The organism is Escherichia sp. WS1118, assembly GCF_046487695.1.
GTDB classification, from domain to species: Bacteria; Pseudomonadota; Gammaproteobacteria; order Enterobacterales; family Enterobacteriaceae; genus Escherichia; species Escherichia coli.
The window spans coordinates 103,464-118,570 of record NZ_JBJQIZ010000003.1 but is presented as its reverse complement, the minus strand read 5'-3'; the positions used below and the strand labels follow the sequence as shown (position 1 = coordinate 118,570).

General features: G+C 51.9%; 14 protein-coding genes. 8 read left to right on the top strand and 6 right to left on the bottom strand.

Annotated elements, in window-relative coordinates; translation table 11 throughout:
* Nucleotides 1-3: 3 nt before the first annotated feature.
* Nucleotides 4-960: a Fe2+-enterobactin ABC transporter substrate-binding protein gene (fepB, locus tag ACJHYO_RS06400; protein ID WP_001234311.1), complete on the bottom strand. Its 957-nt coding sequence runs from the start codon at nt 958-960 to the stop codon at nt 4-6.
* 188 nt (nt 961-1,148) lie between these two features.
* On the opposite strand from fepB, the gene entC reads away from it, so the two are divergent.
* From entC to ACJHYO_RS06365, 7 genes are all read left to right on the top strand, one after another.
* Nucleotides 1,149-2,324, top strand: coding sequence for an isochorismate synthase EntC (entC, locus tag ACJHYO_RS06395; protein ID WP_001298341.1), 1,176 nt, complete (start codon nt 1,149-1,151; stop codon nt 2,322-2,324).
* Nucleotides 2,325-2,333: 9 nt separating this feature from the next.
* Nucleotides 2,334-3,944 carry a (2,3-dihydroxybenzoyl)adenylate synthase EntE gene (gene entE / locus ACJHYO_RS06390; RefSeq protein WP_000026787.1) on the top strand — a complete coding sequence of 537 codons (1,611 nt, stop codon included), beginning with the start codon at nt 2,334-2,336 and terminating at the stop codon, nt 3,942-3,944.
* Between the two features lie 13 nt (nt 3,945-3,957).
* Nucleotides 3,958-4,815, top strand: a complete 858-nt coding sequence (gene entB, locus ACJHYO_RS06385) for an enterobactin biosynthesis bifunctional isochorismatase/aryl carrier protein EntB (protein ID WP_001007138.1) — start codon at nt 3,958-3,960, stop codon at nt 4,813-4,815.
* Nucleotides 4,815-5,561 carry a 2,3-dihydro-2,3-dihydroxybenzoate dehydrogenase EntA gene (gene entA / locus ACJHYO_RS06380; protein WP_000347625.1) on the top strand — a complete coding sequence of 249 codons (747 nt, stop codon included), beginning with the start codon at nt 4,815-4,817 and terminating at the stop codon, nt 5,559-5,561. Before entB ends, entA begins: the two co-directional genes overlap by 1 nt.
* A gap of 2 nt (nt 5,562-5,563) precedes the next feature.
* Complete coding sequence (gene entH, locus ACJHYO_RS06375) at nt 5,564-5,977, top strand: proofreading thioesterase EntH (RefSeq protein WP_000637953.1); 414 nt, start codon at nt 5,564-5,566, stop codon at nt 5,975-5,977.
* Between the two features lie 180 nt (nt 5,978-6,157).
* Nucleotides 6,158-8,263 (top strand): pyruvate/proton symporter CstA, encoded by a 2,106-nt coding sequence (gene cstA, locus ACJHYO_RS06370; RefSeq protein ID WP_001043146.1) that lies wholly within the window; start codon nt 6,158-6,160, stop codon nt 8,261-8,263.
* A 142-nt stretch (nt 8,264-8,405) separates the two neighbouring features.
* Nucleotides 8,406-8,603 carry a YbdD/YjiX family protein gene (locus ACJHYO_RS06365; RefSeq protein ID WP_000460431.1) on the top strand — a complete coding sequence of 66 codons (198 nt, stop codon included), beginning with the start codon at nt 8,406-8,408 and terminating at the stop codon, nt 8,601-8,603.
* A 9-nt stretch (nt 8,604-8,612) separates the two neighbouring features.
* Here ACJHYO_RS06365 and hcxA read toward each other — a convergent pair whose 3' ends face one another.
* Nucleotides 8,613-9,701 carry a hydroxycarboxylate dehydrogenase HcxA gene (gene hcxA, locus ACJHYO_RS06360; protein ID WP_001120419.1) on the bottom strand — a complete coding sequence of 363 codons (1,089 nt, stop codon included), beginning with the start codon at nt 9,699-9,701 and terminating at the stop codon, nt 8,613-8,615.
* Between the two features lie 119 nt (nt 9,702-9,820).
* Here hcxA and ybdL point away from each other — a divergent pair, with 119 nt between their 5' ends.
* The gene (gene ybdL, locus ACJHYO_RS06355) at nt 9,821-10,981 is read left to right on the top strand and encodes a methionine-oxo-acid transaminase (RefSeq protein WP_000183965.1); all 1,161 of its coding nucleotides are present in this window, start codon (nt 9,821-9,823) and stop codon (nt 10,979-10,981) included.
* On the opposite strand, the gene ACJHYO_RS06350 is transcribed toward ybdL, so the two are convergent.
* The 4 genes from ACJHYO_RS06350 to dsbG all read right to left on the bottom strand — a co-directional run bounded on the left by ACJHYO_RS06350 (nt 10,982) and on the right by dsbG (nt 14,804).
* Nucleotides 10,982-11,611 carry an IbrB-like domain-containing protein gene (locus tag ACJHYO_RS06350; RefSeq protein WP_000502940.1) on the bottom strand — a complete coding sequence of 210 codons (630 nt, stop codon included), beginning with the start codon at nt 11,609-11,611 and terminating at the stop codon, nt 10,982-10,984.
* Nucleotides 11,584-12,804, bottom strand: coding sequence for a phosphoadenosine phosphosulfate reductase (locus ACJHYO_RS06345; RefSeq protein ID WP_085455228.1), 1,221 nt, complete (start codon nt 12,802-12,804; stop codon nt 11,584-11,586). The genes ACJHYO_RS06350 and ACJHYO_RS06345 overlap by 28 nt, the downstream gene beginning before the upstream one ends.
* A 146-nt stretch (nt 12,805-12,950) precedes the next feature.
* Complete coding sequence (citR, locus tag ACJHYO_RS06340) at nt 12,951-13,853, bottom strand: DNA-binding transcriptional repressor CitR (RefSeq protein ID WP_001298334.1); 903 nt, start codon at nt 13,851-13,853, stop codon at nt 12,951-12,953.
* A 204-nt stretch (nt 13,854-14,057) separates the two neighbouring features.
* Nucleotides 14,058-14,804: a thiol:disulfide interchange protein DsbG gene (dsbG, locus tag ACJHYO_RS06335; protein ID WP_001339332.1), complete on the bottom strand. Its 747-nt coding sequence runs from the start codon at nt 14,802-14,804 to the stop codon at nt 14,058-14,060.
* Between the last annotated feature and the right edge of the window lie 303 nt (nt 14,805-15,107).

The window sequence follows — 15,107 nt, the reverse complement described above, 5'->3', positions numbered from 1 at the left end:
TGCTTAAAACAGCGCCTTAAGTCTATCCAGCACTTGCATGGCGCTGTAGTAATCCAGGCGGAACGTCTCGGTTCCCAGCGCATAAACCTGCTTGTTTTGTACTGCAGGCAGGTGCGCGAGCAGCGGATTAGCATAAATAGCATCGGCGTCTTTCTGATCACCGGCGAACAGGAATAGTGACTCGCCATTTAACCCTGCAGCCAGATTTTCTCCACCAAGCTGAATGATGTCATGGCGTTTGCCCTGGCTTTGGCTGGCGTTTAAGCCTGCGGGCAACTTCGCCAGCGTAAAGCCGAGTTGTTCCAGCATCTGCCCTTGTGCTGATTCCGGCGTCCAGAGATTGGCACTGTGTGCAGCGGCGGTATAGACGATGGCAGTGACCGGCTGCGGCGGTAATTTGATTTGCTCTTTCGCCGCCGCCAGTTGCTTATCAAACTGTGCAATCCGCTCTGCCGCTTGTTTCTCATGCCCGGTAATTTCGCCAAGCTGCGTTAACAGCGACTGCCAGCTTTTGTCGTCGTAATTGATGATTAATGTTGGGGCGATGGTAGAAAGCTGATCGTACAGCGCCAGCGCCGAATCGCCGCCGGTTGCGCTAATTAAAATCAGATCCGGCATTTGCGCGGCAACGGCTTCTGCACTCGGTTCGCCGATATAGAGCCGTTGCAGTTTGCGTTCTTTCGCCACCTTGCTCCACTGGCGTAAAAAGCCCTGGTCATCCGCGACGCGGTTATTTGGCGTGGTCGCGCCGCTGGCGATCACCGGAGCATCAATCGCCAGCAGTGAGCCGGTCAGGGTGACGCTGGTGGAAACTATACGCTGCGGCTGGCTTTCCAGGGTATGAGTGCCACGGCTGTCAGTAATCTGACGCGGCCAGTCGGCGGCCTGAACTGCGGCTATTCCTGAAAGCAAAAGTCCTGTTAATAGAAGGGCGTTGCGGTAGAGCGGGGCGAGTCTCACAAGTCAGCTTCCTGTTATTAATGAAGTTAATGCTTCTCATTTTCATTGTAACCACAACCAGATGCAACCCCGAGTTGCAGATTGCGTTACCTCAAGAGTTGACATAGTGCGCGTTTGCTTTTAGGTTAGCGACCGAAAATATAAATGATAATCATTATTAAAGCCTTTATCATTTTGTGGAGGATGATATGGATACGTCACTGGCTGAGGAAGTACAGCAGACCATGGCAACACTTGCGCCCAATCGCTTTTTCTTTATGTCGCCGTACCGCAGTTTTACGACGTCAGGATGTTTCGCCCGCTTCGATGAACCGGCTGTGAACGGGGATTCGCCCGACAGTCCCTTCCAGCAAAAACTCGCCGCGTTGTTTGCCGATGCCAAAGCGCAGGGCATCAAAAATCCGGTGATGGTCGGGGCGATTCCCTTCGATCCACGTCAGCCTTCGTCGCTGTATATACCTGAATCCTGGCAGTCGTTCTCCCGTCAGGAAAAACAAGCTTCCGCACGCCGTTTCACCCGCAGCCAGTCGCTGAACGTGGTGGAACGTCAGGCCATTCCGGAACAAACCACGTTTGAACAGATGGTTGCCCGTGCTGCCGCACTTACCGCCACGCCGCAGGTCGACAAAGTGGTGTTGTCACGGTTGATTGATATCACTACTGACGCCGCCATTGATAGTGGCGTATTGCTGGAACGGTTGATTGCGCAAAACCCGGTTAGTTACAACTTCCATGTTCCGTTGGCTGATGGTGGCGTTCTGCTGGGGGCCAGCCCGGAACTGCTGCTACGTAAAGACGGCGAGCGTTTTAGCTCCATTCCGTTAGCCGGTTCCGCGCGTCGTCAGCCGGATGAAGTGCTCGATCGCGAAGCGGGTAATCGTCTGCTGGCGTCAGAAAAAGATCGCCATGAACATGAACTGGTGACTCAGGCGATGAAAGAGGTACTGCGCAAACGCAGTAGTGAGTTACACGTTCCCTCCTCTCCACAATTGATTACCACGCCGACGCTGTGGCATCTCGCAACTCCCTTTGAAGGTAAAGCGAATTCGCAAGAAAACGCACTGACTTTGGCTTGTCTGCTGCATCCGACCCCCGCGCTGAGCGGTTTCCCGCATCAGGCCGCGACTCAGGTTATTGCTGAACTGGAGCCGTTCGACCGCGAACTGTTTGGCGGCATTGTGGGTTGGTGTGACAGCGAAGGTAACGGTGAATGGGTGGTGACCATCCGCTGCGCGAAGCTGCGGGAAAATCAGGTGCGTCTGTTTGCCGGAGCGGGGATTGTGCCTGCGTCCTCCCCGTTGGGTGAGTGGCGCGAAACGGGCGTCAAACTTTCTACCATGTTGAACGTTTTTGGATTGCATTAAGGAGCGAGGATGAGCATTCCATTCACCCGCTGGCCGGAAGAGTTTGCCCGTCGCTATCGGGAAAAAGGCTACTGGCAGGATTTGCCACTGACCGACATTCTGACTCGCCACGCTGCGAGTGACAGCATCGCGGTTATCGACGGCGAGCGGCAGTTGAGTTATCGGGAGCTGAATCAGGCGGCGGATAACCTCGCCTGTAGTTTGCGCCGTCAGGGCATTAAACCTGGTGAAACCGCGCTGGTACAACTGGGTAACGTCGCTGAACTTTACATTACCTTTTTCGCGCTGCTGAAACTGGGCGTTGCGCCGGTGCTGGCGCTGTTCAGCCATCAGCGTAGTGAACTGAACGCCTATGCCAGCCAGATTGAACCGGCGTTACTGATTGCCGATCGCCAACATGCGCTATTTAGCGGGGATGATTTCCTCAACACATTTGTTGCAGAGCATTCTTCCATTCGCGTGGTGCAGCTGCTCAACGACAGCGGCGAGCATAACTTGCAGGATGCGATTAACCATCCGGCTGAGGATTTTACTGCCACGCCGTCACCTGCCGATGAAGTGGCCTATTTTCAGCTTTCCGGCGGCACCACCGGCACACCGAAACTGATCCCGCGCACTCATAACGACTACTACTACAGCGTGCGTCGTAGCGTCGAGATTTGTCAGTTCACACAACAGACGCGCTACCTGTGCGCGATCCCGGCGGCTCATAACTACGCCATGAGTTCACCGGGATCGTTGGGGGTATTTCTCGCTGGCGGCACTGTCGTTCTGGCTGCCGACCCCAGCGCCACGCTTTGCTTCCCATTGATTGAAAAACATCAGGTGAACGTCACCGCGCTGGTGCCGCCAGCAGTCAGCCTGTGGTTGCAGGCACTGGCTGAAGGCGAAAGCCGGGCGCAGCTTGCCTCGCTGAAACTGTTACAGGTCGGCGGCGCCCGTCTTTCTGCCACCCTTGCGGCGCGTATTCCCGCTGAGATTGGCTGTCAGTTGCAGCAGGTGTTTGGCATGGCGGAAGGGCTGGTGAACTACACCCGTCTTGATGATAGTGCGGAGAAAATTATCCATACCCAGGGTTACCCAATGTGCCCGGACGATGAAGTATGGGTTGCCGATGCCGAAGGAAATCCACTGCCGCAAGGGGAAGTTGGACGCCTGATGACGCGCGGGCCGTACACCTTCCGTGGCTATTACAAAAGCCCGCAGCACAATGCCAGCGCCTTTGATGCCAACGGTTTTTACTGTTCCGGCGATCTGATCTCTATTGATCCAGAGGGTTACATCACTGTGCAGGGGCGCGAGAAAGATCAGATCAACCGTGGCGGCGAGAAGATCGCTGCCGAAGAGATCGAAAACCTGCTGCTGCGCCATCCGGCGGTGATCTACGCCGCACTGGTGAGCATGGAAGATGAGCTGATGGGCGAAAAAAGCTGTGCTTATCTGGTGGTAAAAGAGCCGCTGCGCGCGGTGCAGGTGCGTCGTTTCCTGCGTGAACAGGGTATTGCCGAATTTAAATTACCGGATCGCGTGGAGTGTGTAGATTCACTTCCGCTGACGGCGGTCGGGAAAGTCGATAAAAAACAATTACGTCAGTGGCTGGCGTCACGCACATCAGCCTGAAGGAGAGAACACGATGGCTATTCCAAAATTACAGGCTTACGCACTGCCGGAGTCTCATGATATTCCGCAGAATAAAGTCGACTGGGCCTTTGAACCGCAACGTGCCGCGTTGTTAATCCATGATATGCAGGACTATTTTGTCAGCTTCTGGGGTGAGAACTGCCCGATGATGGAGCAGGTGATCGCGAATATTGCGGCACTACGCGACTACTGCAAACAGCACAATATCCCGGTTTATTACACCGCCCAGCCGAAAGAGCAGAGCGATGAAGATCGGGCGCTGTTGAATGATATGTGGGGGCCTGGCCTGACCCGTTCGCCGGAACAGCAAAAGGTGGTGGATCGCCTGACGCCAGATGCCGACGACACGGTGCTGGTGAAATGGCGCTACAGCGCATTTCATCGTTCTCCGCTGGAGCAAATGCTCAAAGAGAGTGGACGTAACCAGCTGATTATTACCGGGGTATATGCCCACATTGGCTGTATGACCACCGCAACGGACGCATTTATGCGCGATATTAAACCGTTTATGGTGGCGGATGCGCTGGCCGATTTCAGCCGTGACGAGCATTTGATGTCGCTGAAATATGTGGCCGGACGTTCTGGTCGGGTGGTGATGACCGAAGAATTGCTGCCAGCACCTATCCCCGCCAGCAAAGCGGCGCTGCGTGAGGTGATCCTGCCGTTGCTGGACGAGTCCGATGAACCCTTCGATGACGACAACCTGATCGACTACGGTCTGGATTCGGTGCGGATGATGGCGCTGGCGGCGCGCTGGCGCAAAGTGCATGGCGATATCGACTTTGTCATGCTGGCGAAAAACCCGACCATCGACGCCTGGTGGAAGCTACTCTCCCGCGAGGTGAAATAATGGATTTCAGCGGTAAAAATGTCTGGATAACTGGCGCGGGGAAAGGTATCGGCTATGCCACGGCGCTGGCATTTGTTGAGGCGGGGGCGAAAGTTACAGGTTTTGATCAAGCGTTTACTCAGGAGCAATATCCTTTTGCGACCGAAGTAATGGATGTTGCCGATGCTGCGCAGGTGGCGCAGGTATGTCAGCGACTGTTAGCTGAAACGGAGCGACTGGACGTGCTGGTCAATGCGGCGGGAATTTTGCGCATGGGCGCGACCGATCAGCTCAGTAAAGAGGACTGGCAGCAGACTTTTGCGGTCAACGTCGGCGGTGCATTTAACCTGTTTCAGCAGACCATGAACCAGTTTCGCCGTCAGCGGGGCGGGGCGATTGTTACTGTTGCGTCCGACGCCGCACACACGCCGCGCATTGGTATGAGTGCTTATGGCGCGTCGAAAGCGGCGCTGAAAAGCCTGGCGTTGAGCGTCGGGCTGGAACTGGCGGGTAGCGGCGTGCGCTGTAATGTGGTTTCGCCGGGCTCCACCGACACTGATATGCAACGCACGCTGTGGGTGAGCGATGACGCCGAAGAGCAGCGTATTCGCGGCTTTGGCGAGCAGTTTAAACTCGGCATTCCGCTGGGGAAAATCGCCCGTCCGCAGGAGATTGCCAATACGATTTTGTTCCTCGCCTCTGACCTCGCCAGCCATATTACCCTACAGGATATTGTGGTCGATGGCGGCTCAACGCTGGGGGCATAAGCATGATCTGGAAACGCCATTTAACGCTCGACGAGCTGAACGCCACCAGCGATAACACAATGGTGGCGCATCTGGGAATTGTGTATACCCGTCTGGGCGATGATGTACTCGAAGCCGAAATGCCGGTTGATACCCGTACTCATCAGCCGTTTGGCCTGCTGCATGGCGGCGCGTCGGCGGCGCTGGCGGAAACGCTGGGATCGATGGCCGGATTTATGATGACCCGCGACGGACAGTGTGTGGTGGGCACGGAACTTAACGCCACACATCATCGCCCGGTGTCTGAGGGAAAGGTGCGCGGTGTCTGCCAGCCGCTGCATCTTGGACGACAAAATCAGAGCTGGGAAATCGTCGTTTTCGATGAACAGGGGCGGCGTTGCTGCACCTGTCGGCTGGGCACAGCGGTTTTGGGATGAACCCGACAGAATAAAATGAGATTGCAGGAAAATTCGGTTAACGGAGTGATCGAGTTAACATTGTTAAGTTAAATATTGGTTTCAACTCCGATTTACATGGTTGCTGTGTTGTTAAATTGTACAAAGATGTTATAGAAACAAAATGTAACATCTCTATGGACACGCACACGGATAACAACTATGAACAAATCAGGGAAATACCTCGTCTGGACAGTGCTCTCTGTAATGGGAGCATTTGCTCTGGGATACATTGCTTTAAATCGTGGGGAACAGATCAACGCGCTGTGGATTGTGGTGGCGTCGGTCTGTATCTATCTGATCGCTTACCGTTTTTATGGGCTGTATATCGCCAAAAATGTGCTGGCGGTTGACCCGACGCGTATGACGCCAGCGGTGCGCCATAACGACGGGCTGGACTATGTGCCGACGGACAAAAAAGTGCTGTTCGGTCACCATTTTGCGGCCATTGCCGGAGCAGGTCCGTTGGTTGGGCCGGTACTGGCGGCGCAAATGGGTTACCTGCCAGGGATGATCTGGCTGCTCGCAGGGGTGGTTCTCGCCGGTGCGGTGCAGGATTTCATGGTGCTGTTTGTTTCCACGCGCCGTGACGGTCGCTCGCTGGGTGAGCTGGTCAAAGAAGAGATGGGGCCAACCGCCGGGGTGATAGCGCTGGTGGCCTGCTTTATGATCATGGTCATTATCCTTGCCGTGCTGGCGATGATCGTGGTTAAAGCCCTGACTCATAGCCCGTGGGGAACGTATACCGTTGCGTTCACCATTCCGCTGGCGCTGTTTATGGGGATCTACTTGCGTTATCTGCGTCCGGGGCGTATTGGCGAAGTGTCGGTGATTGGTCTGGTGTTCCTGATTTTCGCCATTATCTCTGGCGGCTGGGTGGCAGAAAGTCCGACTTGGGCACCGTACTTTGACTTTACCGGCGTGCAGCTGACCTGGATGCTGGTGGGTTACGGTTTTGTGGCGGCGGTGCTGCCGGTGTGGTTGCTGCTGGCTCCGCGTGACTACCTCTCAACCTTCCTGAAAATCGGGACTATCGTCGGTCTGGCGGTGGGCATTTTGATTATGCGCCCGACGCTGACCATGCCTGCGCTAACTAAATTTGTCGATGGCACTGGCCCGGTATGGACCGGTAACCTGTTCCCGTTCCTGTTTATCACCATCGCCTGTGGCGCGGTGTCTGGCTTCCATGCGCTGATCTCTTCCGGCACTACACCGAAGATGCTGGCGAACGAAGGGCAGGCGTGCTTTATCGGCTACGGTGGGATGTTGATGGAATCCTTCGTGGCGATTATGGCGCTGGTTTCCGCCTGTATCATCGATCCGGGTGTGTACTTCGCCATGAACAGCCCGATGGCGGTGCTGGCTCCGGCAGGGACGGCGGATGTGGTTGCTTCTGCCGCGCAGGTGGTGAGTAGCTGGGGCTTTGCGATTACCCCGGATACGCTAAACCAGATTGCCAGCGAAGTGGGTGAACAGTCGATCATTTCTCGTGCGGGCGGTGCGCCGACCCTGGCGGTGGGGATGGCCTACATTCTGCACGGTGCGCTGGGCGGCATGATGGATGTGGCGTTCTGGTATCACTTCGCCATTCTGTTTGAAGCACTGTTTATTCTTACGGCGGTGGATGCGGGTACGCGTGCTGCGCGCTTTATGTTGCAGGATCTGCTGGGCGTGGTGTCTCCGGGCCTGAAACGGACCGATTCACTGCCTGCTAACCTGCTGGCAACGGCGCTGTGCGTGCTGGCGTGGGGCTACTTCCTGCATCAGGGCGTGGTCGATCCGCTGGGCGGTATTAACACCTTGTGGCCGCTGTTTGGTATTGCCAACCAGATGCTGGCAGGGATGGCGCTGATGCTTTGTGCTGTGGTGCTGTTCAAAATGAAACGTCAACGTTACGCCTGGGTGGCGCTGGTACCAACGGCCTGGCTGCTGATTTGTACCTTGACCGCAGGCTGGCAGAAAGCGTTTAGCCCGGATGCGAAAGTCGGCTTCCTGGCGATTGCTAACAAGTTCCAGGCAATGATCGACAGCGGCAATATTCCATCGCAGTATACTGAGTCACAACTGGCGCAACTGGTGTTCAACAACCGTCTTGATGCCGGGTTAACCATCTTCTTTATGGTGGTTGTGGTGGTTCTGGCGCTGTTCTCGATTAAGACGGCACTGGCAGCATTGAAAGAGCCGAAGCCAACGGCGAAAGAAACGCCGTATGAGCCAATGCCGGAAAATGTCGAGGAGATCGTGGCGCAGGCGAAAGGCGCGCACTAAAGTCAGAGTGAGGGGGGATGTTGGCATAGTGCCGAGGGTTCCCCCTCACCCTAACCCTCTCCCCGGTGGGGCGAGGGGACTGACCGAGCGCGTTGATAGCTATTAATGCACTCTCTCAGCAACCTGATTACCGGAGGTATTGATGTTTGATTCACTGGCAAAAGCCGGAAAATATTTAGGTCAGGCGGCGAAGCTGATGATTGGTATGCCTGATTACGACAACTATGTCGAACATATGCGGGTTAACCATCCCGATCAAACGCCGATGACCTACGAGGAGTTTTTCCGTGAGCGGCAGGACGCGCGCTACGGTGGAAAAGGCGGCGCGCGCTGCTGCTAAATTTGTACGTCAGGCTTTAAACGATTCCACTTTTTCGAACGCTGCACGCAAGGTATCTGGTGTCAGCGTGACTGGCAGGTAATGAATGGATTCCACCGGACGTAGGGTGTGGGCAATCATTTTGTCGATCTCCACCTGATTATTGATATCCACTTCCAGCTCCGCCAGCGTAGTCGGCAGATGAAAACGCTGATACGCCCCGGTTAATTGCGCCAGCACATCATCCTGACCCAGCAAGGCGCTTTGCACCAGAATTCCGTAGGCGACTTTGGTGCCGTGGAGAAACTTCTCGGTTTGTGGCAAAACGGTAAGACCGTTATGCACGGCATGGGCCGCCGCCACACGCGTAAAACGATCGCCCAGACCACCGACCATCCCACCACCAGCAATAATGGCATCCACCACATCGCAAAATGATTGCGTTAATTGCTGATTTTGCTGATCGGCAAGCGCCTGTTCGCTACTGTTTAACAAGACGTCGCGAATGGCCTGCGCATTATTGATTCCCAGCCGCACGGTTAGTGGCAACGTTTCTGGTTGCGGAGCCAGCACCACCGCTTCATACCATTTCGCCAGCGTGTCACCGATCCCCGCCAGCAGATATTCTTGCGGCGCATTGAGGATAATCTCTGGCTCCAGCAGCACCATAAAATTGGCGTCGTCGAAAATCTCATAATGCAGCGCCTGTCCGGCATCGTTATACCAGACGGAGAGCGGTGTCCAGGCGGCGCAGGTGGCGGCGATCGTCGGAACGGCAACAAACGGCAGACCGAGACGGCGGGCGAGGGCTTTTGCGGTGTCGAGCAGTGCGCCGCCGCCGACGCCAATCACCACGCTGCGATCGTCACCGGACTCAGCCGCCAGTTGTTGTACATCGCTTTCGCTGCAATGGCCGCGAAACAAAATATGCTTTACCCCTGGCAGTTCAAACGCTGGCGGCAGTTTGGTTTGTGCCGCAGCAATGGCGCGTTCGCCGTAGATCCACACCGCGCGAGAAAGTTGTTCATCAGTGAAAAAATCGTGCAGGTGATTGAAACTTCCGGGATGTGAAAAGTAGTTAGCCGGGCCGACTACCACGCGGATAGGATTGTGAGGCATGTTGTGTTGTCCTTATTGTTTTATTTAGACATCTAAACGTCTTGATTGCCAAATACTAGCATCGTGTTATAGTGCCTTCAACACGCAACCAACACGCAACTTCGTCAGGTACAATAAAAATGACAAATAACCCTCTGATTCCACAAAGCAAACTTCCACAACTTGGCACCACTATTTTCACCCGGATGAGCGCGCTGGCGCAGCAACACCAGGCGATTAACCTTTCGCAAGGCTTTCCTGATTTTGATGGTCCGCGCTATTTACAGGAGCGGCTGGCGTACCACGTTGCCCAGGGGGCAAACCAATACGCGCCCATGACCGGCGTGCAGGCCTTGCGCGAGGCGATTGCTCAGAAAACGGAACGTCTGTATGGCTATCAACCGGATGTCGACAGCAATATCACCGTGACGGCAGGGGCGACGGAGGCGTTATACGCGGCGATAACCGCATTGGTGCGCAATGGCGACGAAGTGATTTGTTTTGATCCCAGCTATGACAGTTACGCCCCCGCCATCGCACTTTCGGGGGGAATAGTGAAACGTATTGCACTGCAACCGCCGCATTTTCGCGTTGACTGGCAGGAATTTGCCGCATTGTTAAGCGAGCGCACCCGACTGGTGATCCTCAACACCCCGCATAACCCCAGTGCAACTGTCTGGCAGCAGACTGATTTCGCCGCTCTGTGGCAGGCGATCGCCGGGCACGAGATTTTTGTCATTAGCGATGAAGTCTACGAGCACATCAATTTTTCACAACAGGGCCATGCCAGCGTGCTGGCGCATCCGCAATTGCGTGAGCGAGCGGTGGCGGTGTCATCGTTTGGCAAGACCTATCATATGACCGGCTGGAAAGTGGGTTATTGCGTTGCGCCTGCGCCCATCAGCGCCGAGATCCGCAAAGTGCATCAGTATCTGACCTTTTCGGTGAATACCCCGGCACAACTGGCGCTTGCCGATATGCTACGTGCAGAACCTGAGCATTATCTTGCGTTACCGGACTTTTATCGCCAGAAGCGCGATATTCTGGTGAATGCCTTAAATGAAAGTCGGCTGGAGATTTTACCGTGCGAAGGTACATACTTTTTGCTGGTGGATTACAGCGCCGTATCTACGATGGATGATGTTGAGTTTTGCCAGTGGCTGACGCGGGAGCACGGTGTAGCGGCGATTCCGCTGTCGGTGTTTTGCGCCGATCCCTTCCCACATAAACTGATTCGTCTCTGTTTTGCCAAGAAGGAATCGACGTTGCTGGCAGCAGCAGAACGCCTGCGCCAGCTGTAGTTATTTAACCGTCCAGGCGCGGGAAAATTGACGGTCGGCAAACAACTCTTGCAGGCCGTTAATTTGCTTCAGGCGCAACACTTCGTCGCTGTCCATTCCCAGCTCTTTGCCAATTTTATTATCGTCCCATCCCAACTGGCTGAGTTCTCGGACGATTTCTGACATGGCAGTGATTTGGTGACGTCCACGAGCGCGATTATGACGAATAGTCGCGGCGATGCGTTGATTACGCGTACCTTCCAGACAGGTCACCGGCAAATAACCTTTTAAGCGTAATTTTAACGATGATGAGCCTTTACCAATTTCATGGCGGTGAAAACCATCTACGATTTCCAGGGCATTTTTATCCGTATGCGTGACCACAATGGGTTGGGTAAAACCATCTATTTCAATGGATTTTTTCAGCAGTTTTTTTTCGGGTGGTGCCACGTTGTTTGGGTTGTAATCATTAGGCATAAGTTGGCTGTTTTTAACCCACAGAACGCAATCCACTGGCTCTTCACGAAAGGGGCTAACCTGATGGATCGCCATGCGGATTTCATTAATCGCTTTGATGCGATCATCTTCCGGCAAGCTGGCGAGAAATTGGGTTAAATCCTGCGTTAATCGTTGTTGCATAGTATCCCCCATTCCTGACGTTTTCCTTTTATCCGTTCGTTATAACGCTGATAGTTCTTCGCTTTCGTAGGACTAAATGATAATGCCCGGCACCAGTAATCGTTATTGAGTAAAACTTTGCATATTCGCCGCCAGGAGGGGATATCTTTCGCGCCAATGTCCCCTTGCTGGGTTTGTGGAACTTCGATGCCTTTTTTCTGATACCAGTGCAAATAAATGGCGATTTTATTGCGGTAATGCTCAGCTGTTTTTTCCGGCATGCTATTGAGCAGCAATAATGCATATTCTTGCCAGTCTAAATGTTCTGGCTTGAGGATTTTCCGATGACCATAAAAATGATTATCATGTCCGGCGTAAATGCCGCCACTTTTTACCCCGCTGACTCGTGCGCACATAGCAGCCCAGCGATCCGGTTCGATAACGTGATAGAGCCATAATCCTTGCCGTTGCTCCGGGCCAAAAGGTTCGCAAATTCGCATATGACGCAGAGGAACGCCTGCCTGATACATTATATTATACAGTGGGTTACAGAGCTGTTGATGGTTAGCATACCAGGTCCAGATATCAGCCACTTTCCAGTCGTAGATGGGGTAAATGTACCAGCTATGACCGCCTGGTGCGGCGGTGGTCCAGGGCTTATCATCGGCAAAACGTTGTTTATTTAAACTGGCGATGGCGACAAAACGGTTGTAGGACTCATCTGCACGGATGCCGATCATCATCGCCGCCGGACGCTTTTGCGAAAACCATTCGGCAAACTCACGCACAAATTGTTCGAAGGTCATACCAGGCTGGTAAAAGGAGAAAAAGTCAGGATCGGTTATCGCATCTTGCGGGGGCTGACGCACCCATTCGACATCAGATTCCCAGCACTGCCATTCGGGTTGGTATTGAGAAAGGGAATTTTGCGTCGTAAGCGGGAGCGCAACCCAGTAAAACTCTTCGATGACATCGGCGTAAAACTCACGTAATGACTGAACATAGTTAATAGTGCATGAGAACTGCGCTTCCCAGTCGATAAACAAAACGCAGATTTTTTTGCCCATTTGTCGGGCAATTTCAGCTGTCAGATGCAGCATTAATCCGGAATCTTTACCACCCGAAAAAGAAACACAGATACGGGGTAGGGTATTAAGTGTCCAGGTAATACGTTCTTTTGCAGCTTCCAGAATATTCAGTGGAAGCGGGATTTTATAAATAGACATCTAAAAACGCTCTCTGAACGTTACGGGGTGACTCGTGAGATGAATCCGCTAATTATAGGATAAACGAAGCAAGATAGAGCACATTATTTTATATTCACACAATGAATTAATTGATGCGTAATATATTATTTGTCAGTGGTAATGAATCAGAAGCTATCATTTAAACGATCTATGAATCGGGAGAAGACAAGGTTGTTCAACGAAGCCTTGTTATAGGAAATATAAAGTTTAACCGCAGGAAGAGGTTGTTCCAGTTTTATTTCTTTTAACTTCAAAAAGTCACGATGTAAATCGTACAGTTCGGTGGGCACAATGCCTAATAAGTCAGTAACAGAAATACTATTAATTATAGTCATCAAAGAAGAACTGCGAAATGAAACTTTACGGTTCATAAAACGTTCATCTATGTCCATTTGAATTTCGTCAATCCCTGCTGATTTAGATATCAACAGGGTGAATTCTTCGGCGATAATTTGTTCATAGTTACTGGTATCAGTAATACGAGGATGTTTGTTGCTACATATAAGGGAATTGCGAATAGTGTGTAACGGCATGCAGATGACAGAGCGACTAATTACTGGTTGCAGCGTAATTGCCAGGTCAGTTTTGCGTTGAACCAACAGTTCTTCGGCATTTTCAGCTGAAAGCAGTATGTCATGGCATTCTATATCGATTGAAGTATCTTGTCTAAGACAGCGGATTAGCATGTTGTTATTAGTACAAGAAATAAGCTGAGGACCGTAGATAATAAAATTTTTCTTTAGTTCAGACTTATTAACGATATTGATCGTTTGTTCAAGGCCTCTGAGATTTTTCTCAAGATGGTGATGCAGGTTTAACCCTGTTGTAGTCGGCGCGATACCTTTCCCTGAGCGAATGAATAACGGGTCATTAAATTGCGCACGTAAACGTTGTAACGACTGACTAACAGCAGAGGGCGTTATATATAATGATTCTGCCGCTTTACTAATGCTGAGATGTTGATAAATACATTCAAATATGACCAGTAAATTGAGGTCAAATTTTTTTAGATCATAAAGATTAGCCATAACATACTCCGTTGTATTGTCTCTTCCATAAATCATTCACTTGATCAATAATGTTGTTGTATTTATATGTATTATGTTTTTCTGCTTAACTTTGGATTAAGATTTTCTAAAATAGCATAGCTGTCAGGTGGGTTACGAGCAATTCATGCGTTTTTAGGATGGTTGAAAAGCAGAGAGAGATTTCAACCATCGATGAATTATATTCTATTTATTCCCCATAATGATATTAAGTGTTTTCTGATCGGGTAATCCGACGGCTTGTTGCAGGGTATTTTCCTTACTCATGTAATAGATAGCTGGTGTGACATTTGCCCCCAGATCGTCCATGAGTTTCTCGTTGTCGCTTAACACTTTCATTTGCTCTGTGCTTACGTTTGCAGGCACGCTTAGCTTAAGCTTGCCACCAGAGGCTTCATATTGTTGCCAGGTTTTTGCGGGATCTTTGGAGGCAAGAATTGCCGCTGCTGTCGCCGGGCTTTCTGGCTTGATAACCCCAACCAACAATGTTCTCAATTGCACTTTGCCAGAATCTACCCACGGACGAGCCTGCTGCCAGAACTGTTTACAATATGGGCAGAACGGATCGGCGAAGACGTAGACAATGACCGGCGCGTCTTTTTTACCGTCGAGGAGCCAGTGGGATTGTTCCATCCGTTGCCACATTTCACGTCCGGCGGGTGCGTAAATTTCTTTTTCGATAAGCGTGTTACTCAGGTTTTCACCTTTTTCGTTGTACATGTAACCAGAGATAGCGTGCTTACCATCTGGAGTCAGGTAGATGGTGACGCCCATATCCTGATACTTACCGAGATAACCTTTCATTCCTCCAGGGGCATCGAACGTTTTGATGATTGTAATACCCTGTTTTTCAATCGCTTTTACTGGGGCAGGAAGTTCCTCTGCGAAGGCGATTGCAGGAAGCAGAGCCAGTAAAAGTATCTTTTTTAACATTAATTTGTCCTTTTCAGTCAGTGCAAAAGTCGAGTAAAAGGCATAACCTATCACTGTCATAGGTAAGAGCTTAGATCAGGTGATTGCCCTTTGTTTATGAGGGTGTTGTAATCCATGTCGTTGTTGCATTTGTAAGGGCAACACCTCAGCCTGCAGGCAGGCGCTGAAGATACCAAAGGGTAGTTCAGATTACACGGTCACCTGGAAAGGGGGCCATTTTACTTTTTATCGCCGCTGGCGGTGCAAAGTTCACAAAGTTGTCTTACGAAGGTTGTAAGGTAAAACTTATCGATTTGATAATGG